The organism is Psychrobacillus sp. FSL H8-0483 (genome assembly GCF_038637725.1).
Lineage (GTDB): Bacteria > Bacillota > Bacilli > Bacillales_A > Planococcaceae > Psychrobacillus.
In genome coordinates this window covers 3,069,944-3,095,873 of record NZ_CP152052.1, presented here as the reverse complement: position 1 = coordinate 3,095,873, position 25,930 = coordinate 3,069,944, and the positions used below count along the sequence as shown (strand labels likewise).

The 25,930-nt window shown below is 37.7% G+C and carries 26 protein-coding genes; 22 read left to right on the top strand and 4 right to left on the bottom strand.

The window, feature by feature from the left end:
• Positions 1-10 precede the first annotated feature (10 nt).
• From MHB48_RS14950 to MHB48_RS14890, 13 genes are all read left to right on the top strand, one after another.
• A complete protein-coding gene (locus MHB48_RS14950) occupies positions 11-742 on the top strand; it encodes a hypothetical protein (protein ID WP_342598762.1) in 732 nt (243 codons plus the stop codon).
• Positions 739-1,653 carry a UDP-3-O-(3-hydroxymyristoyl)glucosamine N-acyltransferase gene (locus MHB48_RS14945; protein ID WP_342598761.1) on the top strand — a complete coding sequence of 305 codons (915 nt, stop codon included), beginning with the start codon at positions 739-741 and terminating at the stop codon, positions 1,651-1,653. Before MHB48_RS14950 ends, MHB48_RS14945 begins: the two co-directional genes overlap by 4 nt.
• Positions 1,650-2,762 (top strand): Gfo/Idh/MocA family oxidoreductase, encoded by a 1,113-nt coding sequence (locus MHB48_RS14940; RefSeq protein WP_342598760.1) that lies wholly within the window; start codon positions 1,650-1,652, stop codon positions 2,760-2,762. Before MHB48_RS14945 ends, MHB48_RS14940 begins: the two co-directional genes overlap by 4 nt.
• The gene (locus tag MHB48_RS14935; RefSeq protein WP_342598759.1) at positions 2,755-3,666 is read left to right on the top strand and encodes a GNAT family N-acetyltransferase; all 912 of its coding nucleotides are present in this window, start codon (positions 2,755-2,757) and stop codon (positions 3,664-3,666) included. Before MHB48_RS14940 ends, MHB48_RS14935 begins: the two co-directional genes overlap by 8 nt.
• Before the next feature lie 55 nt (positions 3,667-3,721).
• Positions 3,722-4,861: a DegT/DnrJ/EryC1/StrS family aminotransferase gene (locus MHB48_RS14930; RefSeq protein WP_342598758.1), complete on the top strand. Its 1,140-nt coding sequence runs from the start codon at positions 3,722-3,724 to the stop codon at positions 4,859-4,861.
• A 66-nt stretch (positions 4,862-4,927) separates the two neighbouring features.
• The gene (locus MHB48_RS14925; protein ID WP_342598757.1) at positions 4,928-6,022 is read left to right on the top strand and encodes a glycosyltransferase family 4 protein; all 1,095 of its coding nucleotides are present in this window, start codon (positions 4,928-4,930) and stop codon (positions 6,020-6,022) included.
• 133 nt (positions 6,023-6,155) lie between these two features.
• Positions 6,156-7,373 carry a hypothetical protein gene (locus tag MHB48_RS14920; RefSeq protein ID WP_342598756.1) on the top strand — a complete coding sequence of 406 codons (1,218 nt, stop codon included), beginning with the start codon at positions 6,156-6,158 and terminating at the stop codon, positions 7,371-7,373.
• Between the two features lie 19 nt (positions 7,374-7,392).
• Complete coding sequence (locus tag MHB48_RS14915) at positions 7,393-8,589, top strand: pyridoxal-dependent decarboxylase (protein WP_342598755.1); 1,197 nt, start codon at positions 7,393-7,395, stop codon at positions 8,587-8,589.
• Between the two features lie 147 nt (positions 8,590-8,736).
• Positions 8,737-9,699: an ATP-grasp domain-containing protein gene (locus MHB48_RS14910; protein ID WP_342598754.1), complete on the top strand. Its 963-nt coding sequence runs from the start codon at positions 8,737-8,739 to the stop codon at positions 9,697-9,699.
• A 48-nt stretch (positions 9,700-9,747) separates the two neighbouring features.
• Positions 9,748-10,341, top strand: a complete 594-nt coding sequence (locus MHB48_RS14905; protein ID WP_342598753.1) for a sugar transferase — start codon at positions 9,748-9,750, stop codon at positions 10,339-10,341.
• Between the two features lie 54 nt (positions 10,342-10,395).
• Positions 10,396-11,295 (top strand): methionyl-tRNA formyltransferase, encoded by a 900-nt coding sequence (locus MHB48_RS14900; RefSeq protein ID WP_342598752.1) that lies wholly within the window; start codon positions 10,396-10,398, stop codon positions 11,293-11,295.
• Between the two features lie 41 nt (positions 11,296-11,336).
• Positions 11,337-11,987 (top strand): PIG-L deacetylase family protein, encoded by a 651-nt coding sequence (locus MHB48_RS14895; protein ID WP_342598751.1) that lies wholly within the window; start codon positions 11,337-11,339, stop codon positions 11,985-11,987.
• A 421-nt stretch (positions 11,988-12,408) separates the two neighbouring features.
• On the top strand, positions 12,409-12,999 hold the full coding sequence (locus MHB48_RS14890; RefSeq protein ID WP_342598750.1) for a hypothetical protein: 591 nt from the start codon (positions 12,409-12,411) through the stop codon (positions 12,997-12,999).
• Positions 13,000-13,386: 387 nt separating this feature from the next.
• On the opposite strand, the gene MHB48_RS14885 is transcribed toward MHB48_RS14890, so the two are convergent.
• The gene (locus tag MHB48_RS14885) at positions 13,387-13,626 is read right to left on the bottom strand and encodes a hypothetical protein (protein ID WP_342598749.1); all 240 of its coding nucleotides are present in this window, start codon (positions 13,624-13,626) and stop codon (positions 13,387-13,389) included.
• On the bottom strand, positions 13,586-13,810 hold the full coding sequence (locus tag MHB48_RS14880) for a hypothetical protein (protein WP_342598748.1): 225 nt from the start codon (positions 13,808-13,810) through the stop codon (positions 13,586-13,588). Before MHB48_RS14880 ends, MHB48_RS14885 begins: the two co-directional genes overlap by 41 nt.
• Positions 13,811-13,899: 89 nt before the next feature.
• Here MHB48_RS14880 and MHB48_RS14875 point away from each other — a divergent pair, with 89 nt between their 5' ends.
• Complete coding sequence (locus MHB48_RS14875; RefSeq protein ID WP_342598747.1) at positions 13,900-14,775, top strand: 5'-3' exonuclease; 876 nt, start codon at positions 13,900-13,902, stop codon at positions 14,773-14,775.
• On the opposite strand, the gene MHB48_RS14870 is transcribed toward MHB48_RS14875, so the two are convergent.
• Positions 14,772-15,290 (bottom strand): C39 family peptidase, encoded by a 519-nt coding sequence (locus tag MHB48_RS14870; RefSeq protein WP_342598746.1) that lies wholly within the window; start codon positions 15,288-15,290, stop codon positions 14,772-14,774. The genes MHB48_RS14875 and MHB48_RS14870 overlap by 4 nt on opposite strands.
• Positions 15,291-15,476: 186 nt before the next feature.
• Here MHB48_RS14870 and MHB48_RS14865 point away from each other — a divergent pair, with 186 nt between their 5' ends.
• Positions 15,477-16,733, top strand: coding sequence for a GNAT family N-acetyltransferase (locus tag MHB48_RS14865; RefSeq protein WP_342598745.1), 1,257 nt, complete (start codon positions 15,477-15,479; stop codon positions 16,731-16,733).
• Between the two features lie 27 nt (positions 16,734-16,760).
• On the top strand, positions 16,761-17,642 hold the full coding sequence (locus tag MHB48_RS14860) for a GNAT family N-acetyltransferase (RefSeq protein ID WP_342598744.1): 882 nt from the start codon (positions 16,761-16,763) through the stop codon (positions 17,640-17,642).
• A 311-nt stretch (positions 17,643-17,953) separates the two neighbouring features.
• Here the strand turns inward: MHB48_RS14860 and MHB48_RS14855 are convergent, their stop codons facing one another.
• Positions 17,954-18,271 carry a thioredoxin family protein gene (locus tag MHB48_RS14855; protein WP_342598743.1) on the bottom strand — a complete coding sequence of 106 codons (318 nt, stop codon included), beginning with the start codon at positions 18,269-18,271 and terminating at the stop codon, positions 17,954-17,956.
• Between the two features lie 242 nt (positions 18,272-18,513).
• Here MHB48_RS14855 and MHB48_RS14850 point away from each other — a divergent pair, with 242 nt between their 5' ends.
• The 6 genes from MHB48_RS14850 to MHB48_RS14825 all read left to right on the top strand — a co-directional run bounded on the left by MHB48_RS14850 (position 18,514) and on the right by MHB48_RS14825 (position 25,919).
• On the top strand, positions 18,514-20,853 hold the full coding sequence (locus MHB48_RS14850; protein WP_342601398.1) for a 3-hydroxyacyl-CoA dehydrogenase/enoyl-CoA hydratase family protein: 2,340 nt from the start codon (positions 18,514-18,516) through the stop codon (positions 20,851-20,853).
• 29 nt (positions 20,854-20,882) lie between these two features.
• Positions 20,883-22,058: an acetyl-CoA C-acetyltransferase gene (locus tag MHB48_RS14845; RefSeq protein ID WP_342598742.1), complete on the top strand. Its 1,176-nt coding sequence runs from the start codon at positions 20,883-20,885 to the stop codon at positions 22,056-22,058.
• A 38-nt stretch (positions 22,059-22,096) separates the two neighbouring features.
• Positions 22,097-23,878 (top strand): acyl-CoA dehydrogenase family protein, encoded by a 1,782-nt coding sequence (locus tag MHB48_RS14840; RefSeq protein WP_342598741.1) that lies wholly within the window; start codon positions 22,097-22,099, stop codon positions 23,876-23,878.
• A gap of 539 nt (positions 23,879-24,417) precedes the next feature.
• Complete coding sequence (locus MHB48_RS14835; protein WP_342598740.1) at positions 24,418-24,780, top strand: arsenate reductase family protein; 363 nt, start codon at positions 24,418-24,420, stop codon at positions 24,778-24,780.
• A 332-nt stretch (positions 24,781-25,112) separates the two neighbouring features.
• Positions 25,113-25,490, top strand: coding sequence for a glycine cleavage system protein GcvH (gcvH, locus tag MHB48_RS14830; RefSeq protein ID WP_340922630.1), 378 nt, complete (start codon positions 25,113-25,115; stop codon positions 25,488-25,490).
• Positions 25,491-25,568: 78 nt separating this feature from the next.
• Complete coding sequence (locus MHB48_RS14825; RefSeq protein ID WP_342598739.1) at positions 25,569-25,919, top strand: hypothetical protein; 351 nt, start codon at positions 25,569-25,571, stop codon at positions 25,917-25,919.
• Positions 25,920-25,930: the final 11 nt, after the last annotated feature.

Genomic DNA, 25,930 nt, shown 5'->3' with positions numbered 1-25,930 from the left:
GGGAGACGAAATGGAGTTTACAATAAAAGCCTACATCAAGCTGCTGGATTTATTAAGGCACAAGGGGTATTACTTTTGCTTGTATCGCGAAAGTGAAACTGTCAAAAAATCGGTCATCATCAGGCACGATGTTGATTTCTCACTTGATAAAGCTCTTGAAATGGCCAGAATCGAACAGGACTTAGCCGTGAAATCAACTTATTTCATCCTATTATCGACAAATTTTTATAACGTCTTTTCAAAAGAATCCTTCGAAAAGCTAAAACAAATCGAGTCGTTAGGACACGAAATCGGACTTCATTTCGATGAAAAACGATATAAGATTCACACCATTGAAGATATGCAGAAATCTGTTGAATTGGAAGCAGAAGTTCTCGGTAAGTTACTTAATACTGACATAAACGTCGTTTCCATGCATCGACCTTCTAAACTCGTACTAGAAAATGATATACAATTCCACAAACTGATTAACTCCTATTCCTCCAAATATTTTAAAAGTATGAAGTATGTTTCAGATTCAAGAATGAATTGGCGGGAAGACCCGATTGAAACAATTGAATCTGGAAAATATGAAAAGCTGCACATTCTGACCCATCCTTTCTGGTATTCTACTGAAATTGAAACAATGGAAGTTAAGTTAAAGGACTTCCTCAAACAATCGATTAGTGAACGATATGATTTTATGTATGACAATTTCACCGCATTAGATCAAGTGATTGATTGGAAGGAGATAACAGGGTGATTCGTATAAAAGATATCACAGACTTTTTAGACACTAAAGAATTGCCCTACACATTTATCGGTGATTCAGAACTCACGATTCATCGCTATGTTTCCATTGAAAATATTGCTGCCAATTTAATTTCATGGATTAAAGACGAGAAAAAAATGCAAGCCATTATGGGAAAAGACATTACAAATTCGCTCATTGTCTCACTAAAATTTGATACAAGTTCTTTTGAGAAGGCAAACTTTATTTTTTGTGACAATCCAAAAGCCGTGTACTTTACGATACTCAATCAATTTTTTCATGAAGAGACGAAGGTTGAATTTATTAGTGCAACATCGGTTGTTGAAGCGAGGAGTATCGGTAAACAGGTTTACATTGGTCACCATTGTTATATTGGGCCAGAAGTTGTGATTTCAGATAATGTACGAATCGAAAATAATGTTTCGATTCAAGGAAAGGTCACGATTGGGACAGATACAATCATTCGTTCAGGTGTGGTAATCGGTACAGATGGGTTTGGCTATTTTGAAAATAAGGATGGAATCAATGTAAGAGTTCCCCATTTTGGTGGTGTGATTATTGGTGAAGATGTTGAAATTGGGGCGAATACATGTATTGACCGAGGAACCTTAGGGGACGTGGTAATCGGGAATCATGTCAAAATTAACAACCTTTGTCATATCGCCCATAATGTCATCATTGGAGATCATGCAATGATCGCCGCGTTAGTCAATATCTCTGGAAGTGTGCTGATCAAGAAAAACGTCTTTATCTCTCCTGCAGCAACGGTTCGAAATCAAGTGACTATCGGCGAGAATAGTTTAATCGGATTAGGTGCGGTTGTTGTCAAAGATGTGGAGGACAATGCGGTGATTGTCGGAGTGCCTGGAAAAAACATTAGAAAACAAGAGGGTGGAAAATGACGAGCTTACGTTTTGCCATCATAGGTTGCGGGAGAATTTCACCAAATCATATCGCCGCGGCCATTCAAAACAAGCTAGAGATTGTTGCCATTTGTGATCTTGAGGAAGCGAAAATGGAGCATACCATTTCAACATTTCATCTATTAAATGGAGTAAAAAAATATAAAGATTATAGAGAAATGCTCGCAATCGAGAAACCTGATTTAGTGGCGATTTGTACAGAAAGCGGGAAACATGGGCAAATTGCATTGGATTGTATCGATGTGGGAAGCCATTTGATTATCGAAAAACCCATCGCGCTTTCTTTAGAAGAAGCCGATCAAATCATTGAAAAGGCAAAGGCGAAAAATGTAAAGGTCAGCGCGTGCCATCAAAATCGGTTTAATAAATCGGTTCAAAAATTAAGAGAAGCAGTAGAGGCAAGTCGTTTTGGTAGACTACTTCACGGTACCGCTCATATTCGTTGGAACCGTGGGAAGGATTACTACATCCAAGCGCCTTGGCGTGGAACGTGGCAGCAAGACGGTGGCGCGCTCATGAATCAATGTATTCATAATATTGATCTTTTGCGTTGGATGATGGGTGACGACATCATAGAAGTTGTCGGAATGACGGATAATTTAAAGCATCCATTTATCGAGGCAGAAGATCTCGGGATTGCGTTAGTTCGATTTGCAAACGGTAGTTTTGGTGTCATCGAAGGAACAACAAACATCTATCCTCAAAATTTTGAGGAAACACTCTATGTGTTCGGGGATCAAGGTACCGTCAAAATTGGTGGGAAATCGGTGAATATTATTGAAGAATGGCTGTTTGCGGATCAATTGGATGATTCAGAGGAAGTAAAAGCCAAGTATCACGAAAATCCCCCAACCGTTTATGGCTTCGGTCATACGCCACTCTATGCAGACGTTATTGAGGCGATTGAGCAGGACCGTGAACCGTATGTGACGGCTGAGGATGGCAGAAGAGCATTGGAACTCGTTCTTGCCATTTATAAGTCAGCAGCTGAAAAGAAAAGTGTCCAACTACCGCTTCAAAAGGCAAGTACATTGGATTTTATTAATTTGTTTCATCGAGTCAGTGAAAGTGGGCAGGGCCATGACTGACTTGGAAAAATATCGGCAATTCAGCGAGCAGGAAACAACCATTCCGTTATTTTCAAAAGGCTGGTGGATGGATGCGGTTTGTCCAAATGATTGGGATGTCATCTTAATTGAAGAAAACGGCGAAATCCGTGCGTCCTTGCCATACTATCTCCAACAGTCCAGTAATGTGAAAGAAATTCGAAAAGCAACATTAACCCAAACGAATGGTATTTGGATGCGTTATCCTCCAGATCAAAAATACGAAAGAAAACTGACGTATGAAAAAAACATGATGACTACCATCATAGATGAAATCGAGAAACTGGGGTTAACAAAATACCAACAATACTTTCATTATTCTGTGACGAACTGGTTACCTTTTTTCTGGCGTGGGTACTCGCAAACAACAAGGTATACGTATGTCATACACCATACTTCTAATCTTGATGAAGTCTATCAAAATTTCAATTCCAATATACGAAAGAATATAAGAAAAGCCGAGAAAACTTTGCAGGTTTATGAAGGTCTTGGAATCCATGAATTCTATCATTTAAATAAACTGACGTTTGAGAGGCAAAACATAGAGATCCCGTATTCATTTGAAACGGTTTCGAGAATTGATGAAGCATGTGAACAAAGAAATGCTAGGAGAATATATTATTGTTCGGATGAACAACATCAAATTCATGCCGCAGCTTATTTTGTTTGGGATGACGAGACGGTTTATTATTTATTGTCCGGTTCAAATCCTGACTATCGAAACAATCAATCATTAACTTTGCTCATTTATGAGGGAATTAAATTAGCGAGTCGGTTGAATCGGAAGTTTGATTTTGAAGGAAGCATGAAGAAAAATATTGAGCAGTTTTTCAGACAATTTGGTGCTGAGCAAATGCCTTACCATAATATTTATAAAGTCTTCTAGGGTTACGGACGTATTGGGTTTTCCGGGTGGATTATGTGTAGATTGGAGAGTGGCTATGCAATTTCGAGATTTACAGGCTCAATATCAGACCTATAAACATGAAATCGATTCAGCGATTCAAAGTGTTCTGTTTCATTCCAATTATATCGAAGGAAGAGAGGTAAAGGAACTCGAAAAAAGATTAGCTAATTATGTAGGTGTTAAGCATTGCATCACGTGTGCGAATGGAACAGAAGCGATGACTCTCGTGCTGATGGCGTGGGGAATTGGGGAAGGCGATGCAATATTTGTTCCGGATTTAACTTTCTTCTCAACTGGAGAAGTCGTTTCGTACTGTGGTGCAACACCAGTGTTTGTCGATGTATGTAAAGATACCTTTAACATGGATCCAACGCAACTAGAGAAGGCCATTGTTAAAACGTTGAAAGAAGGGAAAGTCACACCAAAAGTGATTATTCCCGTTGATTTATTTGGATTACCTGCAGATCATCTTGAAATTGAACGGATCGCAAAGAAGTATAATTTATTAGTTTTAGAAGACGCTGCCCAAGGCTTTGGGGGCAATATTCATGGGAAACGAGCATGCAGTTTTGGTGATGCCGCAACAACTTCTTTCTTCCCAGCGAAGCCTTTAGGTTGTTATGGAGATGGTGGGGCAATTTTTACGGATGATGATGAATTAGCAGAGTTGTTAAAGTCTTTGAAGGTTCATGGAAAAGGCGAAAGTAAGTACGACAATATTCGCATTGGGTTGAATTCGCGACTTGATACGATCCAAGCAGCCATTTTACAAGTCAAGCTTGACGCGCTCATCCAGCATGAATTGGATGACGTAAACCGAATTTATCAACTTTATAATGAAAAATTGAGCGGAATGGTTGATACACCTGCCATCCCCGATGGATTTTTTTCTAGCTTTGCCCAGTATACTATTAAGCTTAAGAGTAGGGAACAACGGGATCAGTTACAACAACATCTCAATAAGAACGGGATTCCAAGTATCGTGTATTACGTGAATCCAATGCATAAACAGAAAGCATTTGTACATTTACAATTTAATGAAGAAGATTTTCAAGTTACTAACGAGCTTTGTGATTGTGTTTTGTCGTTACCAATGCATCCATATTTGAAGGAAACGGATGTAGAACTTGTAGCAAAAGTGGTTTCAGACTATATCAAGAAGAGCAACTTATAGACGAGACAAATAGTGGAATATGAATGAACGGATATTGGAGGGACCATCATCAAAAAAGTATGTCATATGACGAGTGCTCATGAACGTTATGATATTCGCATATTTGAAAAGGAATGTAAATCATTAGCAAGTCATGGCTATGATGTCTCCTTAATTGTAAATGATCAATTACCTAATGAAACAGTGGATCAGGTAAAGATCATCTCGACCAATTTTAAGCCAAAGAGCCGACTTGATCGGATGTTGAACTCCAAGAAAAAGATATTTAAAAAAGCGGTGGAAGTAGATGCCGATATCTATCATTATCATGATCCTGAATTAATGCCAATCGGGAATAAGTTAAAAAAACGAGGAAAGAAAGTTATCTTTGATTCCCACGAAAATTATCCGATGCAAATTAAAGAAAAAGAATATATTCCAAAGTTTTTACGGAAGGTCATCGCAAAAATATATTTCATGTATGAAACCTATTCGATTAACCGAATTGATGCGGTCGTCTTTCCATGTACGTATAGTTTGAAAAATCCTTTTGAAAACCGGGCGAAAAAAACGGCATTTATCGATAATTTTCCCATGTTACACGAATTGTACGATCGTTTTAATGAAAAGGAAGAAAAACTAAAGAATACGATTTGTCATATTGGCACGCTAACCCATGATCGAGGTATCACGTATAACATTCAAGCTGCCTATAAAGCGAAGGTTAACTTGATATTGGGGGGCGTCTTATCCCCTGATCGTTATCTTCAAGACGTTCGTGGAATGAAAGAGTTTGCGTGTGTGGATTATAGAAGGCATGTAAATCGAGAAGAAGTAACGGATATTTTGCGAAAAAGTAGGATTGGTCTATGTACAGTTTTAAATGTTGGCCAATATAACAAAGGCGATCATTTTGCAACAAAAGTCTATGAATATATGGCGATGGGATTGCCCGTCATTATAACCGATTATCCATATGCCAGGGAAGAATTGAAAAGATACAAATTTGGCATCCCAGTTGACCCCGAAAATGTTGATGAAATCGCAGAGGCTATTTTGTATTTATTGAAAAATCCTGACATTGCAAAAGAAATGGGGAAAAATGGCCGTTTAGCAGTTAAAGAAAAATACAATTGGAGTATCGAAGAACAAAAATTAATTCGTTTATATGAGAGTCTATAATACGTAAACCATCTGCCATCGAACACGTTAGTCTTGTGTGTACACACAAAAAAGGTTAAGTGGGGCATTGACTTCGTGGCGACAAGCTAGAAAGCCGTTTTGGTACATCAATATTTAGTAGGGAGTACACCATTTGAGTAAGAAAAAGTTTCTGATTGATTCACTATTAAATATTGTCGCGACAGCCATACCAATCATTATTCTTCAATTAGTTACACTACCGATTATTGGGAAGCAATTAGGTGAAGACCAATACGGTTTGGTCGTTACATTAATCAGTCTCTTTACTGTATTGAGTTTTCCGTTCGGCAATGTGTTAAACAATATCCGATTATTAGTAGATAAAGAATATAGTAAAAAGCGAATTTCCGGTGATTTCAATATTTTATTAATCAGCAGTATCGTGTTAAGCACGATCATGATGATCATTGGAACGATCTATTATGAAGGTAAATTTTCATTCATCAGTATCGGTTTAATCATCCTCATCTCCTGTTTAAATTTATTAAGAGAATATTTAGGCGTCAGTTTTCGGCTACAGTTAAATTATAAAAAGATTGTGATCAATAATGTAATCTTAACCATTGGCTATATTTTGGGCACTCTTTTATTTAATTGGATGGGATACTGGCAATTCATCTTTATTTTTGGATACGGATTTAGTGTTCTCTATATCATTAAAAATTCAACCCTGTTGAAAGAACCAGTTGTGCTCACAGATCTATTTAACTCCACTACTTATAAAAGCATCGTCCTCCTAGGCTCTTCTCTATTAACAAACATATTAAATTATGCAGATAAACTATTAATTTTTCCCTTACTTGGCCCAGGTGCGGTATCGATTTATTATACGGCGACCATCATCGGTAAAATCATGTCCATGGCCATCACGCCGATTAATGGGGTGATTTTGAGTTATATAGCGAGACTAGAAAAATTTAATCACAAAACATTTGGTTCGATTTTGCTACTGACAGGGATTGTTGGCATCATTGGATATGTTTTGACGATTTGGGTCAGTCCGTTTGTTCTCGGTTTTTTATATCCTGATTGGGCAAATGAGTCGTTAAAATATATTTATATTACAACCGCAACGGCTATTGTCGGTGTGATTAGTTCGGTCATCCAACCTTTTATTCTGAAATTTAACCATATTAATTGGCAGTTGATTATTAATGGATCAAATGTGATTGTCTATACTGTTTGTGCGTTTGTCTTGTATCAATTTTATGGGTTAATGGGCTTTTGTATAGGGATTTTCATTTCAAGTGTGTATCAATTAATCCTCATGATTTGTATTTTTATCGTAAGTAATCGTCGAAATCACGAAGAACATGTAATAGGTGAATAACATCAAAGGGTGGAAACTGGTGAAAAATCAAAGGTTGACGCATGATCACTTAGAAACACCATATTTTTTAATCGATGAAAACGAATTAGATTCAAACCTCAATCAGCTGAAAGACGCACTTCGGAAACATTGGGATCACTCAATCATCGGTTATTCATTCAAAACGAACGGCTTACCTTGGTTATTGAATTACTTTAAAGAGCGCGGAATCTATGCAGAAGTAGTTTCAGACGATGAATATGAATTAGCGAAGAAGCTGGGGTATGAAAAAGATAAAATCATTTATAACGGAGTCGCCAAATCAAAAGAAACGTTTATCGAAGCCATCAGAAATGGATGTATTGTGAATGTTGATTCGCTAAGGGAGCTAGATTGGCTTAGGGAGTTGGATCAATCTAGTGGGGAAATTTTTGAGGTTGGCATTCGCGTGAACTTTGATTTGGAGCGTGCCTGTCCGAATGAAACCGTTATGGGAGTAGAGGGTGGACGATTCGGGTTTTGTTATGAAAATGGGGATTTAAAGAAAGCGATTGATACTGTCAATGCGCTAACAACGATCAGCTTAACAGGCCTGCATCTACATTGCAGCACAAAGACGAGAAGTTTAAATATCTATCGAGCGATTTCGAAAATAGCTTGTGAAATCACACAAAAATATTCACTCTTCGGGCTAAAATACATTGATGTTGGTGGGGGGTTCTTTGGAGGGCTGAAAGATAAACCCCAGTTTGATGAATATATCGAAGTCATTTCTTCTGAATTAAGCAAAGTGTTTAACAAAGAGGAAGTGGTATTAATCGTAGAACCAGGAACGTCGATTGTTTCCTCTCCATTTAGTTTTGTCACAAGTGTCGTTGATGTGAAACAAACGAGTGCGAATCATTTTGTCACAACGGATGGTAGTCACATTAATATCAATCCACTGAAAAATAAGGGGATCAAGTTTTTTAGGGTTCAGTATAAGAATAGTGAGGATAGAAAGCTTATCGACAAACAAGTCATCTCTGGATTTACCTGCATGGAGGATGACCGAATCATGGTGCTAGAAGACGCTCCTCAAGTTTTGGTTGGGGATCAAATCATTTATGAAAAAGTTGGCGCGTATTCCATGAGTCTATCTCCGTTATTTATTAAGTTCTTTCCTGCTGTCTATGTCGAGAAAGATGGCGTGATGATGGAAGCTCGTGAAAAATGGACAGCTGATCATTATTTGTGAAGATATTTCTTTGGCAATTTGGAGGAGGAAGGCGCGCTCATAACGGGGGGAAAGTTCACATAGATACGTGCGACGTGCTCATAACCGAGGAAAAGGCGCTCATAAACCGGAAATTGGCGCTCAAAAGAAATGAGAGGAGCTTTTCAAATGAACATATTGATTCTTAGTTGTGGAACTAGGAATAAAATCGTTCAATACTTCAAAAAAGAGCTTGAAGGAATCGGCAAGGTCTACGCGACAGATTTTAGTCCTCTCGCACCAGCACTTTATGATGCGGACCAGTACTTTATCGTTCCAAGGATTGATCATCAAGATTATTTAAGTACGATTCTAGCAATATGTAAAAATAATGATGTCAAGGCTGTGTTTACGTTAATCGACCCGGAAATCAGTTTGTTATCGAAACATCGAGAAGAATTTTTAAACGTAGGCACCATCCCGATTGTGTCTGATTTAGAAATCGTTGAGATGTGCTTTGATAAGTTTTCGCTGAATACATTTCTAGTAAAAAACGGTTTTCATTCAATCAAAAGCTATATTAATAAAGAAGAATTTTATCGAAATGTGGATGCTGGGGTTGTAGACTTTCCCGTATTTGTTAAACCAGTAAAGGGCAGCGCAAGTATCAATATCAATAAAGTGACATCAAAAGAGGAAGTTGAATTATTATTTAAAAACTATAAGAATATGATGATTCAGGAATTTATAGATGGGGTTGAAATCGGCGCGGATGTGTATATAGATCTCCATTCAGGTGAACCCGTCGCCATTTTTACAAAAGAAAAGCTTGCGATGAGAGCAGGAGAAACGGATAAATCCATTTCTATCAAAGATGAAAAACTGTTTGATCTCATTAAAGATTTTGTGAAAGTGGTTGGTTTTAGAGGAATCATTGACATCGACATTTTTAAAGTAAATGGGGAATATATCATTTCGGAAGTGAATCCACGTTTTGGTGGAGGTTACCCGCATGCCTATGAAAGTGGTGTCAACATACCGAAGATGATCGTCCATAATTTACACAATCAAGTGAATGAAAATGTCATTGGTCGGTACGAAGAACGTATTCGGATGATGAAATACAACGAAATCAAGATTATTAGTAACTAGATGTTGAGAATTCAGTGGTTTGGAACGAAGATGAAGGAGCTGTGGAATATGTACACAGTCAGTAATCTGAACCTGTTTTTTAAAAGACTGATCGATCTAGTTGGTAGTGGTTTAGGATTGCTATTGTTATCACCATTGATTGTTGTGATTGTCTTGCTTATGAAAATCACGATGCCTGGTCCCGTTTTTTTTAAGCAAGAAAGGGTGGGGAAAAGCGGGGTAGACTTCCATATATTTAAATTCCGAACGATGAAGGTTGACGTGGAAGCAGAGAGAAATTTAGATTTTTCAAAGGATGAAAATCGAATTACTGCATTAGGAAAATTTTTAAGAAGGACAAAAATAGACGAACTTCCGCAGCTTGTCAATGTTTTGGTAGGAGAGATGAGTTTAGTAGGACCTAGACCAACAGTTCAAATACAAGTGGAGGAATATACACCGATTCAGATGCAACGCCTTCAGATGAAACCAGGAATGACAGGTCTTGCCCAAGTGAACGGAAACAATTCTATATCGTGGGAACAACGAATTAAATATGATCTTTCATATATTCAAAATTATTCCATTTTACTCGATGTTAAAATCATCTGTAAAACGGTCGCGATTGTTTTATTTGGTGAAGAGAAATATAAAAGAGGTTAATTCTAGGAGCGCAATTCGACGATTAAATTGTTTTATAACGGTAAGGAGATGGAAATGAAGTCAATCCTAATTGGCTCTGTTGATTCAAGTAAAGTGGTACTTGAAGAAATGATTAGACTGAACTTTCCGGTGGATCTCGTATTTTCACTGGATGAAAAATATTCAAAAAATGTTTCTGGATATGAGCCAATTCATGAGTTGGCCGAAGCTCATCACATTCCATTTCGGAAGTTTAAAAATATAAACGAAGATCTCTATGTGAAAGAGATTACTGATCACCATCCAGATTATATTTTTGTGGTCGGATTGTCTCAACTCATAAAACCAGAAATTATTCATGCTGCAAGAATTGGTACAATCGGATTTCATCCCACTCCCCTTCCAAAATTCAGAGGAAGAGCCGCTTTAGTTTGGCAAGTCTTATTAGGCGTACGAGAAACAAAATGCTCTCTATTTTTTATAGATGAAGGCATGGACTCTGGCGATATTGTGGCACAGGAAGCGTATGTAATTGAAGATTCTGATTATGCAATCGATGTTCAAGATAAGAGTAATGAAGCGCTTCAACGCATGATGCATCGGGTGCTACCTCAGATGTTGGATGGAACCGTTACATCGGTTAAACAGAATGAGGAAGAAGCGACCTATCTACTAAAGAGAACACCTGAAGATGGACGAATCGATTGGCAAGAACCTGTAGAGGCAATTCAACGATTAATAAGGGCGGTTTCAAAACCATACCCAGGTGCTTTTTCTCATTATAATGGACAGCATAAATTGATCTTTTGGCGAGCGGATTATTTGGAAAATAAAAAATATGTCGGGATACCGGGGCAAATTGCACAAATTACGAACGACTATATCGATATTGTTTGTAAAGGTGGGTTACTTCGAGTTACCGAGTTTGAGAATATTGATGATGTGCAAATGAGAGCGGGCTATAAATTTAAGTGATATTTCCCTTGGAAAGTTAAGAAACAATCAGAGGTGAATAGATGAAGGTGTTGGTATTTGCACCACACAATGATGATGAGGTATTAGGTGTTGGCGGTACGATTGCGAAGTATGCAGCACAAGGTCATGAAGTGTTTATTTGTGAGGTCACTAAAAGTAATACAGATGAAGAGGTCAAAGAAGAACGTTCAGAAGCATTAGCTGCTCATCAACTATTAGGTGTTAAGGAAACGATCTTTTTAGATTTTCCCATTGTGACTTTAAGAGAAACTCCTTTAGTGAAAATTAATGCTGAATTTTTAAAAGTTGTGGAAGATATTCGACCAAACATTGCATTTATTCCTCATAAAGGTGATATGCATATGGACCATACTGTTGTCTCTCACAGTGCAATGGTGGCATTAAGACCAATTAATGGCATTAAGGTGGAGAATATTTATGCATATGAAACCCTTTCAGAAACAGAATGGAATCTTCCCACAGTAGACAATGCCTATATGCCAAATGTATGGAGTGATATCTCGAAATTTATCGACTTAAAGAAAGAAGCAATGAACTGTTATCAATCACAACTAAAACATCCCCCTCATCCTCGAACACTTGAAATCATTGAAGCATTGGCAAAGCTTAGAGGCTCAACAGTTGGTGTACCATTTGCGGAAAGTTTTATGTTAGTTAGAAGATTAATTTAGTTTTTTTTCTTAAACGGCTAAACCAGCGTAATCACTATGGTTTATGATAAATTAGAGATATAAAATCATAAAATGATGCGTTCAAAAAATCGTTTAGTTGCTGATGAAGTTAAATATTTTGACCTAAGTTTATAAACTGTCCATCTTGCCAGTCTAAGTTGGAATATCGTCATACAGTTTCAAAGAAAACTATTTCCACCCTTGATGGTGTAATGACAATAGTTAATATGGGATACAGTTGCACAAACCCTGAATGCAAAAATACTTCTACCGTATTTAGATCAGCTCAAGCTGAGCACCTAGATAAAGAAACGAAGCTCACCCCTCTTTCTTTTTATGCTTTGTCCAAGCTGTCAGGGCTAGAGGAGACTATTTAATATTATGCGCATATCAAACAAACCTGACTTGAATGGAGGATTATTTGGAGCTCATTGTAATTAGCACGTATAAACATCTGGGAGTATATGAGAAAGAATGGACGGATATTTTGGAAGATAATCAAAATACGAACCCATTTATAGAGTTTGAATTTGTTTATAACTGGTGGCGTTTCCAAAGTGAAAATGAAGAAGTGGAAATATATGCAGTAAGAGAGCATAAACGTATTATTGCATTTTTTCCGATTCAATTGAAAAAAACTTGGTTTGGCTATATAGTGCAGTTTTTAGCTCTTGATAATGCTAATTATATGGATATAATTGCTCGAAAAAGAGACATGGATCGGGTCATTATGTTTGTTTTTGATGCAATTATTAAGCAAAAGAAGAGTGCCGTTTTTTATTTACATGGTTTAGTAGAGAATAGGGGTACTCCTGTTAAACTATCCAACTATTTGCAAGCAAGAAATATGAAGGAGCAATCTAAACGAATTGTAATTTCTTATGATGATTCGGGTGATTACACAAGAAAAACTATCTTTTCTACAAATACATTAAGAGCAAAAACGTATCGGAATTTTTTATGGGTAAAAGAAACGATTACTTCTAAAGGAATTGAGAGAATAAAAAATTAAACTTAAAATAGTTGGGTTTCATTTCACTGAAAAGCTTCTTCGTTAAAGAATTTACAAAAAGAACCAAGCATCAATCTACAGGCTTTTAAGACCATACAGTAAACTACTTGCAGTTTTAGAGAATTTACGTTTACGACGAATTAAAATGGATTAACGAAAGCTGCTAAAGACAATGAGTTTTATCATTTATGGTGGCGTCCACATAATTTCGGAAAGAATATCGAAGAGAATCTATAATTTCTAAAAGAAATATTAAAGCATGTAGATCATTTAAAAGGCAAATATAATTTTCAAAGTATGCATATGAGAGATGTCACAGATGTGATGAAAAAATACGAAGGGAGAAATAGATCCCTTCGTATTATTATTTAGCTCCGTATTTCCGGTTTAGTTGAACGATCGTTGCATCATCGTTTTTTTTCCTATAATTAAATCTCTTAAAAAATGTGATCCAAGCATCCTATTAACAGTTCCGTTCCCACCGTACCCTAACAAATAGTAATGGTTGGCTTTTGTTGGATGTTCTACGATGAACGGGAGATTATCAATCGACTCTCCGAAACTCGCAGCATTTACACGCTGCATGTTAAATTCGTCCGATTGAGGTGGCTTCCAGGTTGGCTTCATCTAAACCACCAGCGATTATTCTACCTTCTACGGTTGATCTAATATAAAGAATAAGCGCCTGTTCATACCAATCTGAGAAATTTATAATAGGATTACTTACAAATACATAGGATCGATTAATGACTGCTCCGATACGTTTACCAACAGGTAGTGTTTCATAATCATTGGTATGTAAACCCCCCAAGACAATATTCCAAGTTATAATACCCAAATTCTCTTTATTCAATCCATGCTATACTATTTAGTAGTTTATTATAAAAAAGGATGTTGAATATGAATAAAGATAAACCACATGTACTAGTAATAGATGGAATGGCTTTATTGTTTCGCTCGTTTTTCGCAACGGCAATGTCAGGTAATTTTTTTAAAAATGACAAAGGGATTCCGACAAATGCCGTACAAGGATTTGCTCGGCATGTATTAGCTGCACAGCAATTAATGCAGCCGACCCATTTGGCTATTTGTTGGGATAAAGGGATGAATACATTTCGGAATGATCTATATGATGGCTACAAAGCCAACCGACCAAAGCCAGCAGAAGAACTTGTACCTCAATTTGATATGGCACAAGATCTATCGGAACATTTAGGTTGGATGAATTTTGGCATTGTGGGGATGGAAGCAGATGATACAATAGCTTCCATTACACATAAATGGCAAGATGATGCGAGGTTTACGATTGTTAGTGGGGATAAGGATTTACTTCAGCTTCTGCATCCTTCCACAGAAATTGCCTTTACGAAAAAAGGATTCACTATTTACGACGTATATAACGAAGCTAGATTTCTAGAGGAATACGGGATATCACCACTTCTATTCCCAGATGTCAAAGCATTTATGGGGGATTCCAGTGATGGGTACGCAGGAGTAAAAGGGATTGGACCGAAAACAGCTTTACAATTAGTACAAACCTATGGAACAGTTGAAAAAGTGATAGATTCACTTCATTTGTTAAAAGCCGGGCAACGAACAAAAATTGAAACAGACTTACAAATGCTTCATTTATCTAAACAGCTTGCAACCATTCGACGAGATGTTCCAATAGAAGCAGAACTGGATCAGCTTGTTGTACAAAACATCGATTCTACTAAATTGGACTATTTATATGATCATGGGTACACGATTTTAGCTAGACAGCTAAAAAATTAACGAGTTGAACAGGGTGCGACTTTTACAAAAGTAAGTATGGAGGCATTGTCTGCATAGCGTATTTTACGAATGCTACTTTCACGATTTCGACCCCCGTTGTCGTGAACGATTAGAAAAAGCTCACCCTCATCTAATTCGTATCCAATAAGTGGTACCCAATGATAGGAAAAAGTAAATTTTTTATTCCATTTAAACGTAAAATACTTATCGAATTTTAACGCGAGCGGTCGATCATTTTTTAGTTCGTCTAATGCACTCTTCAACGAGCATTTTTCTATTAACCAATCAGGTCCTAGAAGTTTGCGCATATTACGCACCAAACGATAAGTAAATAACCCAATCCGAGTACCACCTAATTTGCTGTATAGTTCATTTGGATGATAAGCATTTGTGTATGGAAATAAAAAATTTAGTAGCACGTATGCAGTGACAGGACCACAAGCGGAAGCTTGATAATTAGATAGAATCGAAGCATTATATTGAGAGTAGCCTTGAACAGGCAATTGAATTTTCATTAGTGACCTCCAATTCAAAAAGAGTTTTTCCTATTTAAAAAGGAAGAGCTCTTTTTTAGATTTTACTTTAAATATACTTGAATAAAATTGCAACAAATACATATCGTATAATATTTGTATTGTCTAAAGTATCAGAATATTTTATAGTGAAATTAGATGAACTGAGTATAAAAAGGGGTTAATGACTTGATTCGACTATTACAAACGCAAGATTATAAAGAGGCATCAAATATCGCTTCGCTCGCTTATCCAGGTATGAACTTGCAAACAGAAGAGAAAAGAATGGAATTAGTAGAGCGTTTGACACGAGAGCAAAAGGAACAAAACGGTATACACTATTTCGGCTATTTTAATAAGAAAGAAGAACTTCTAGGAATTTATCGTCTGAATGATTTTGAATGTAATATAAACGGAAAATTTCAACGTACTTTCGGAATCGGTATGGTGGCTGTACATCTTCTTCACAAAAAAGAGAAGATTGCGTTTCAACTTCTCTCCCATTTTCATGCATTTGCTAGACAGGAAAATGTAGCCCTCGTATCCCTGTATCCCTTTAATCCAAGTTTTTACCGGAAAATGGGGTATGGATTTGGGCCAATGAAATATGAATTTAAAATTAAGCCAAGTGCACTTATTGCAGATGGAGAAAAAGGATTGGTGAGGTTCTTATCTCCAGATGATGAGGAAGAGATAGTCTCGCTATATAATGATTACGCTCAAAGCAATCACGGGATGATTAAAAGAACATGGAGTGAAAGGCAACATATTAAAAATGCAACAACCAATTACGTTGGTGTAGTAGAGGACGAACGATTAATTGGTGCAATAGCATTTACATTACAGCCAGTAAAAGATAGTCATTTTCTACACCAACATATGATTGTACACGAATGGATTTGGACAGAACCTCTAGCTTATAAACAGTTAGCTTCTTGGTTACATTCCCAACAGGATCAAGTGGATCGAATTATTTTTCGTACGAATGATCCATCCTTTTTATATGGACTTACGAATCCAATGAATGATTCCAACCATCTTATACCAAGCGCATATCATGAGGTTGCAACAACTGGAGCAGGCTTAATGTATCGTATTACTAATATTCTATCTTTTGTACACGAAACCGAATTTCATAACCTTAGAAGACCAGAAGAAAATACAAGAATATTACTAGAAATAGAAGATACATTCATAAATGAGCAACAAGGGTTATATGAAATTACTTACAATGGTGATTATTGGAATGCAACAAAATTATCAGATTCCAATGAAAAAGCAAATGTACAAATTGGTATTCATAATTTAAGCGCTTGGTGGATGGGCTGCGTTTCCGTTGAAGCTCTTCAAAATTACGGCGAAGTGACATTGAATAATATAGATGTAAAAAAGTTGGATGAGTGGTTTAAATCTAAACGTACTCCTATTTGTTTTACATCGTTTTAAAAGGAAGTAAAAAAGGGGGGTTAGGGAATGATTTCGTTTAAGACAATCGAACATCTAACGTTTAAGGAAGCACATAAACTTTTTACTCGTGGGTTTGAAGGGTATTTTATTCCGATGCAGATGTCATTGGATGCTTTTGTTGCACGTTTAGGCAATGAAGGGCTTTCGACAGAGTTGTCAGTTGTCATGTTTGATGAGGAGATTCCTATTGGAATTGTGTTGCAGGGCATACGAGAAGTGGATGGACAGAAAATAGCATGGAATGGTGGAACAGGAATCATTCCAGAGTACCGTGGGAAAAAGCTTGGTACTATTCTGATGGAAAAAGCGCTCGAACTATTGAAACAACAAAGTGCATCTGTTGCTACTTTAGAAGCTTTGTCTGTGAATCATCCAGCTATTAAATTATATGAAAAGATTGGCTATGAAGTAATCGACACATTACATTTTTGGGAAGCGGATGGAGTACTTCCCTTTGATGAGGATTTGGCAAGTGAATTTAGCTTAAAAAGAATCCCAGCATTACAAGCAGCTAATGCAGGTATTTTTCCAACTTTAGTGCCGTGGCAAGTGGATCCTTCCGTTATCCCGAAGGTTGGAGGGGAAGCGGTTATTGCAACGAAGAATGAGGAAGTGCTTGCTGCTTGTTTAGTAAGAACAAAGCAACAATACGGTTCTGAAGTGGAAGGTGTCACATTATTTCAAGCAGTTATTAATAAGGAAGATGAGGAAGGCGAGCGTGCGCTTCATGCTGTATTACAGGAAGGACTGTACTTTCAACATTCACTCAAAAGAACCACTTATAATTTAGTGGATTATAAGCAAAAGACACTTTCATTTTTACAAAATCAAGGATTTAAAAGTACAGAGCTTTCGCAAGTGTTTATGGTTAAGAAATCTTTAACATAAAAACGTGTATTTCATTTTTTGGACTGTTAAATTATGCATCGTTTTTTGAAGCATATATTTTGTGACGAAAATCCGCGAGACTCCTGCGGAAAAACGGGCTGCCAAGACCCCCAAGCGGGCTTATAGGAACAAATCCTAAATACGCCACATCCATGTGGCAACGGATTCGTGACAAACATCCTGTTGGCCCGAGGAGACTTGGCAGTTCGTACGCGGAAAGCGAGTGGATTTTGTCACTTAACAACATGATCATTTTACAGAGCCTTTTATAAAGAAAAGGCTGCTCCGAAATGGAACAGCCTTTTTGATATTTACTTTTGTGCATCCAGGAATTCAGTTACCTGTTCTGGAGATTTTGCGTTTGCACTATGTAAGTGTGCTTTTTTTCCTCCATTTTTATAAATAAGTAGACTAGGAATACCCATTACTTCATATTTATCTGCGATTTCTGGAAGTTCGTCACGGTTCACTTCGTACCAAGTATATTGGTTATATTTTTCAATGATAGGATCAATGAACATTTCCATTCGACGGCAATCTGGGCACCAGCCAGCTTCGAATTTTACTAGTACTTCTTTGTCACCAGAAATGATTTCATTAAATTGTTCTGTTGTTGTAATTTTTTGCATATCATATACCTCCATCTCTTTTGATTTCAGTTTACACTGTTTTCAATAGCCGAGAAAGAAATATGCATTTTTTTACTCATTTTATTATTGCGAAAATTCAAATAGTGTTCTAAAATGATAGATATAGAAATTGATTTTATTTTTTTTGATCAGAAAATGAATGAGTGTTCATTCAAGTTGAAGGGGAGGCTTTGCACGTGACATATCAAATTAAAAAAGCAGCTGTACTTGGTTCAGGGGTAATGGGTTCCGGAATCGCAGCTCACTTAGCAAATATAGGCATACCAACTTTGTTATTAGATATCGTTCCGAGAGAAGTTAGTAAAGAGGAAGAAGCAAAAGGATTTACATTGGAGCACCCATCCGTTCGTAATCGCTTTGCTCAAACAGCTCTCCAAAAACTGTTGAAGCAAAAGCCAGCACCACTTACTTCTATTAAGAACTTGCAACAAATTACTGCAGGCAATTTAGAAGATGACTTGGAAAAGTTAAAAGATGTGGACTGGATCATAGAAGTAGTAGTAGAAAATTTAGAGGTTAAAAAGAGTTTATATGAAAAAATAGATGCAGTACGTAAACCGAGAACTATTATTAGTTCTAATACTTCAGGTATTAGCATTCAGGCAATGGTGGAAGGTCGCTCAGAAGACTTTGGCACTCACTTTCTTGGAACGCATTTCTTCAATCCACCACGTTATTTAAAACTATTAGAAGTAATTCCAGCAAAAACAACTTCTCCGGAAGTAGTAGAGTTTATGAAAAAATTTGGAGAAGACGTTTTAGGCAAAGGGGTTGTACTTGCAAAAGATACTCCAAACTTTATTGCAAACCGAATTGGCACATATGGCTTACTTGTAACACTTCGCGAAATGCAAGCAAGAGGATATTCAGTTGGAGAAGTAGATTCTGTCACTGGTCCACTAATCGGACGTCCAAAATCCGCTACGTTCCGAACGCTAGATGTTGTGGGTTTAGATACATTTGCACATGTTGCGAAAAATGTATATGACCAAACAACTGGTGAAGAGCAAAAAGTATTTGAAGTACCTGGATTTATGCAAAAAATGCTTGAAAATAAATGGCTTGGTGCAAAAACAGGTCAAGGTTTTTTCTTAAAGGAAGGAAAAGAAATTAAAGAATTGAACATAGAAACACTTGTATACGAGCCAGTGAAAAAACTTAAAACACCTTCCATAGAAATGGCGAAGCAACAAAAAGGTCTAGCTGCAAAAGTGAGAACGTTAACATATGCAAAAGACCGAACTGGAGAGCTTTTATGGAATATTTTAAACCCAACGCTTCGATACTCAGCAGAGCTTCACGGAGAAATTGCAGACGATATCGTATCCATCGACCAAGCAATGAAATGGGGATTTGGGTGGGAGCAAGGCCCGTTTGAAATTTGGGATGCAATAGGTGTAAAAGATTCCGTGGAAAAAATGAAAGCAGAAGGTCATGAAATACCAACCTTCGTTCAATCTTTGCTAGATAAAGGTTTTGAATGCTTCTATAAAGAAGAAAATGGAGATCTCTATTTCTTTGACGGAGATGACTACAAAACCGTTCCAGTAAATGAAAAAGTAATAGACTTGAAAAGATATAAGAAAAAACATGGTGTCATCAAGGCAAATTCTGGTGCAAGTTTAATAGATTTAGGTGACGGGATTGCTTTATTAGAATTTCACTCCAAATCAAACGCAATTGGCATAGACATTGTGCAAATGATTAACTTTGCAGTAGACGAAGTGGAAAAGAACTTTAAAGGGCTTGTGATTGGAAACCAAGGAAAAAACTTTAGTGTAGGAGCTAACCTTGGAATGATTTTAATGGAAGCGCAAGACGATAACATTTTTGAATTAGACTTTGTGATTCGCCAATTCCAAAATGCGATGATGAAAATTAAATATTCTGCAAAACCAGTTGTAGTTGCTCCATTCGGAATGACACTTGGCGGAGGAGCGGAGGCTACTTTACCAGCAGCTCACATTCAAGCATCTTCGGAGACTTATATGGGCCTTGTAGAAGCAGGAGTTGGTCTGATTCCTGGCGGTGGGGGAAATAAAGAGCTTTATATGAAACACTTAAAAGGTCTTCCAAACGGTGTCCAAGTGGACTATCAATATGTTGCAAATAAAGTATTTGAAACGATTGCAATGGCGAATGTATCGACTTCTGGAGAAGAAGCACGTGAAACTAACTTTTTAACCTTTGCGGACGGCATTAGTGTAAATCCAGACCATTTAATTTATGATGCAAAACAAGCTGCGTTAGCACTTGTAGAAGCTGGATATAAAGCTCCTATTCGTGAAAAAGTTCCTGTCACAGGATCACCTGGTTATGCGACGTTACTTTTAGGAGCGGAAGGTATGTTCTTATCTGGATACATTAGTGAGCATGATCTGAAAATCGCGAAAAAACTTGCATATGTTATTGCAGGTGGGGAAGTTCCATATGGCACGCTAGTAGATGAGCAATATTTACTTAATTTAGAGCGTGAAGCTTTCTTAAGTTTAGTTGCAGAACCAAAATCACAAGCAAGAATGCAGCACATGTTAGTGAAAGGTAAGCCATTGCGCAACTAAACATGTGTTAGGTAAAAGGAGGAGAACTCATGCGTGAAGCAGTAATCGTAGCAGGTGCTAGAACACCAGTTGGTAAAGCGAAGAAAGGATCTTTAGCAACTGTTCGCCCAGATGATTTTGGGGCTTTGGTTGTAAGAGAAACTTTAAAAAGAGCCGGTGGATATGATGGCCCGATAGATGACTTAATTTTAGGATGTGCAATGCCAGAAGCAGAGCAAGGGATGAACGTTGCTCGTATTATCGGTGCATTAGCAGGTCTTCCAGATAGTACACCAGCTATTACAGTAAACCGTTTTTGTTCATCAGGTCTGCAATCAATTGCCTATGCAGCAGAGCGTATTATGCTTGGACATTCCGAAGCAATTATTGCAGGTGGTGTGGAATCAATGAGTATGATCCCAATGATGGGAAATACAATTCGACCAAATGCGCATCTTGCTCAAACGGCACCACAATATTATATGGGAATGGGTCATACAGCAGAGCAGGTGGCGAATAAATATGGTGTAAGTCGTGCAGATCAAGATGCTTTTGCCGTTCGTTCACATGAACTTGCCGCAGCTGCAATTGCCGCTGGAAAGTTCAATGACCATATTGTTCCTGTTGAAGTAGTGAAGCATTTTGTAGATGGAAATAACAAAGCTCAAGAGAAAAAGTTTTTATTTGAAATGGATGAGGGCGTTCGTGTTGGTACGACAGTTGAAACACTTGCAAAATTACGTCCTGCATTTAACGTTCGTGGATCTGTCACAGCAGGAAACTCTTCGCAAACCTCAGACGGAGCAGGAGCAGTACTTGTGATGGACCGTGAAGTAGCTGAAACTCAGGGATTAAAACCAATGGCTAAATTCCGTTCATTCGCAGTTGGCGGTGTGGCACCAGACCTAATGGGTATTGGACCAATCGTAGCGGTACCAAAAGCATTGAAACTTGCAGGATTATCGATAGAGGATATCGATATTTGGGAAATTAACGAGGCATTTGCTTCTCAATCGATTCAAGTAGTTCGTCATTTAGGAATCGACATCGATAAAGTAAATGTTAATGGTGGTGCAATCGCTCTAGGACACCCGCTTGGAGCAACGGGAACTATTTTAACATTAAAAATGATGAGCGAGCTGAAGCGTCAAGGTAAGCAGTTTGGGGTAGTAACAATGTGTATCGGAGGCGGCATGGGGGCAGCCGGCGTATTTGAGCTTTTATAAGACAAACAGAATAACTATCACATAGGGGGATAAGGGATATGACAAAAGTTCAAGATGTAGTTAAAGGTGGAAGCTTTTTAGTAGAGGATATTGATGCAAACCGTGTATTCACACCAGAGGACTTCACGGATGAGCAAATAATGATAGCAAAAACAACAGAAGACTACGTGATAAACGAAGTATTACCTGTTGTTGAAAACTTAGAACATCATGAGTTTGAACACTCCGTACGTTTATTAAAATCTGCTGGAGACCTTGGTTTACTTGCAGCTGATATTCCAGAAGCATACGGTGGTTTAGGTTTAGACAAAATTTCTTCTGCATTAATTGCAGAAAAATTATCCGTAGCTGGTGGTTTCTCTATTACACACGGAGCACATGTTGGAATTGGTACTTTACCAATTGTTCTTTTTGGAAACGAAGAACAAAAACAAAAGTACTTACCAAACTCCGCTTCTGGAGACAAAATCTCTGCATATGCATTAACGGAGCCAGGTTCAGGTTCTGATGCACTTGGAGCAAAAACGATTGCAAAATTAAATCCAGAAGGCACGCACTACATTTTAAACGGTGAAAAGCAATGGATCACAAACGCAGGTTTTGCAGATGTATTTGTAGTGTACGCAAAAGTAGATGGAGATAAATTCACGGCATTTATCGTGGAACGTGAATTTCCTGGTGTTTCCGTTGGAGCAGAAGAGAAGAAAATGGGAATCAAATCATCTTCTACTCGTACGCTAATTCTACAAGATGCAGAAGTTCCAGTAGAAAATTTACTAGGTGAAATCGGTCGTGGACACATAATCGCCTTTAACATTTTAAATATTGGTCGGTACAAATTAGGAGTAGGTACTGTAGGTGGTGCTAAGCGTGCATTAGAATTAGCGATTTCATACTCCAATCAACGTCAACAATTTAAAACACCTATTTCTTCATTTAATTTAACTAAGCAAAAATTAGCTACTATGGCATCTAAATTATATGCGACAGAAAGCTTAATCTATCGTACTGTTGGATATTTTGAAGACCGCATGGGCCAATTAAGTGAAGAAGAACAAAAGGACGGAAAAGCAATTGCAGCTTCTATCGCGGAATATGCAATTGAATGTTCTATTAATAAAGTTGTTGGTTCGGAAGTGTTAGACTATATTGCAGATGAAGCTGTACAGTTACATGGTGGATATGGCTTCATGCAAGAATACGAAGTAGAGCGTATTTATCGTGACTCACGTATTAACCGTATTTTCGAAGGAACAAACGAAATTAACCGTCTAATCGTGCCGGGTACGTTCTTGAAAAAAGCATTGAAGGGTGAATTACCACTGCTTCAAAAAGCGCAAAGCTTACAAGAAGAGCTATTAATGATGATGCCAGAGGAAGTTGGAGACGAGGCATTAGCTCAAGAGAAAGTATTAGTAGCGAATGCGAAGAAGATTGGTATTTTAGCTGCTGGCCTTGCTGCACAACGTTTTGGTACGAAATTAGAAGCAGAACAAGAAGTACTTGTGAATATTGCAAACATCGCCAACAACTTATTCGCAATGGAATCTGCCGTTCTTCGTACAGAAAAAGCAATTGGCCGTAGTGGTGAAGAAAAAGCAAACCAAAAACTTCTTTATACACAAATTTTCTGCCAAGAAGCTTTTGATGACATCGAAAAAGCAGCAAAAGAAACGTTAATTGCATCTGCGGATGGCGATAATTTACGCATCATGCTTTCTGCTCTTCGTAAACTAACACGCAATACACCTTATAACTTGATTCAGAAAAAGCGTGAAGCATCTGTTAATCTAATCGACGCTGAAAAATACATCGTTTAATCTAGAAGAGCCGATTCTATATGAATCGGCTTTTTGTTTTAAGATGGGGCTGTCCCTAAAGTCATATCGTGACTGAGAGATGGTCCCTTTTCCAATGTATTGATTTCCGTTCCAGACGGACGCTTTCCGCGGGCATGGCTTCAGTCTCCTCAGGCCAACACGATGTTGGTCACGAAGGCGTTGCCACACGAGGTGGCGTTCTTAGCCTTCGTTCCTTTGTTCGCTCCTGCGGGGCCTTCAGCGCACGCTATTCCCGCTGGAGTCGCCGTCTTTCACTACAATCAATTGCCTACAAAAATTAGTAGTTTTAATAAAAAGTATACAAAAAACAGGTGTAGGAAAAGACTCTAAAGATAGAAAAAATAGATAGCATTCATCTTTTAAAACAGCAACAGAGCTCCCAACTCGTGCAGGAACTCGTGTGCTCCTACGCAAAGCTCGTCGCAGAAGACCATGTGCTCCTGCGCAAGCTCGTCGCAGACAACCACTGCTTTTGGCAGTGGTTGTGTGCTATGATAAAGGAAAAAAGGTGAGATTTTATGACAATTCAATTTTTTGGATATCCAAAGTGTAGTACATGTAATATGGCTAGTAAATTGTTAAGAGACAGTGGAGTAGAGTTTGTTTATCACCATATAGTAGAAGATCCTCCTTCTAAAGAACTTTTAAAGGAAATGCTTGATACAAGTAATGGCGATTTAAAGACATTTTTTAATACAAGTGGTATGAAATACCGTGAGCTTCAATTAAAGGACAAGCTTCCTACCATGTCGGAAGAAGAGCAACTGGCACTTCTTGCAACAGATGGAATGCTTATTAAACGTCCACTTGTTTTTGATGGAAAACAGCTTACGTTCGGTTTTAAGGAAGAGCATTTTACGAATAGTTGGATAAGCAAATAAAGCACCTTTCAGACTGTTGATAAACGCTCGCATTCTTCGTTGCTCCTGCGCAAAGCTCGTCGCAGTCAAAAGCGTTGCTCCTGCGCAAAGCTCGTCGCGGTCAAAGGCGTTGCTCCTGCGCCATTTCATTTGCTCGTCGTAGAAAAAGATTTGCAACCGTTGCGAAATGGATGTCGCGAACTTAGGTTGCCTTCCTAGACAAGAGTTTTCAAGATAGTCTAAGCTGAACCTTTAGAAATCAGACGTCTGACGCCTTAATACTACTTGTTTTTCCTAATAAAATATGTGACTATAATAAGTGGATGTATAACAATTTTGAGAGGGGTATATTTATGAGCGCACCTAAAGATTTAAAGTATTCAGCAGAGCATGAATGGGTAAAAACAGAAGGCGAGAACGTTCGCATCGGTATTACTCATTTTGCACAATCAGAACTAGGAGATATCGTGTTTGTAGAGCTTCCACAAGTGGGAGACGAGATTAAAGCAGGAGATCCTTTTGGAAGTGTAGAATCTGTAAAAACTGTTTCAGAACTTTATGCACCTATTAGTGGGAAAGTTGTGGAAGTTAATAGCGAATTAGAAGATAGCCCTGAATTTGTAAACGAGTCTCCATATGAAAATGCATGGATGATAGTAGTAGAGCCAACTGATGTAACTGAAGTGGATGCATTATTATCTTCAGAAAAATACGAAGAATTAATTTCATAGTAATAATGAAAACGCCGGTTAATTGTCGGCGTTTTTTTCATATAATGATTGAAAGACAGTAGTAGGGAGAGAAGCTAAATGGCTAATGTATTTAGTGAAAAAGTAATTCTCGTCGAAGGCAGATCAGATAAGCTACATCTTTTAACACTTCTGGATGAATCCCCAGAAATCATTTGTACAAATGGAACTATTTCTAATGTAAAGCTAGAGGAGATTCTGAATCCCTATGTAGGTTTACCAATTTATGCTTTTTTGGACTCAGATAAATCAGGTGAGCAAATTCGTTCGATTGTAAGAAAAGAATATCCTGAAGCAATTCATTTATACACGAATCCAATGTATTGCGAAGTCGCTAATACCCCTTTTAAAGTTTTGGCTTCCATATTGAAAAGTGTTAATATTAAAGTGAAAAAAGAATTTTTACTTTAGGATGATGCTTT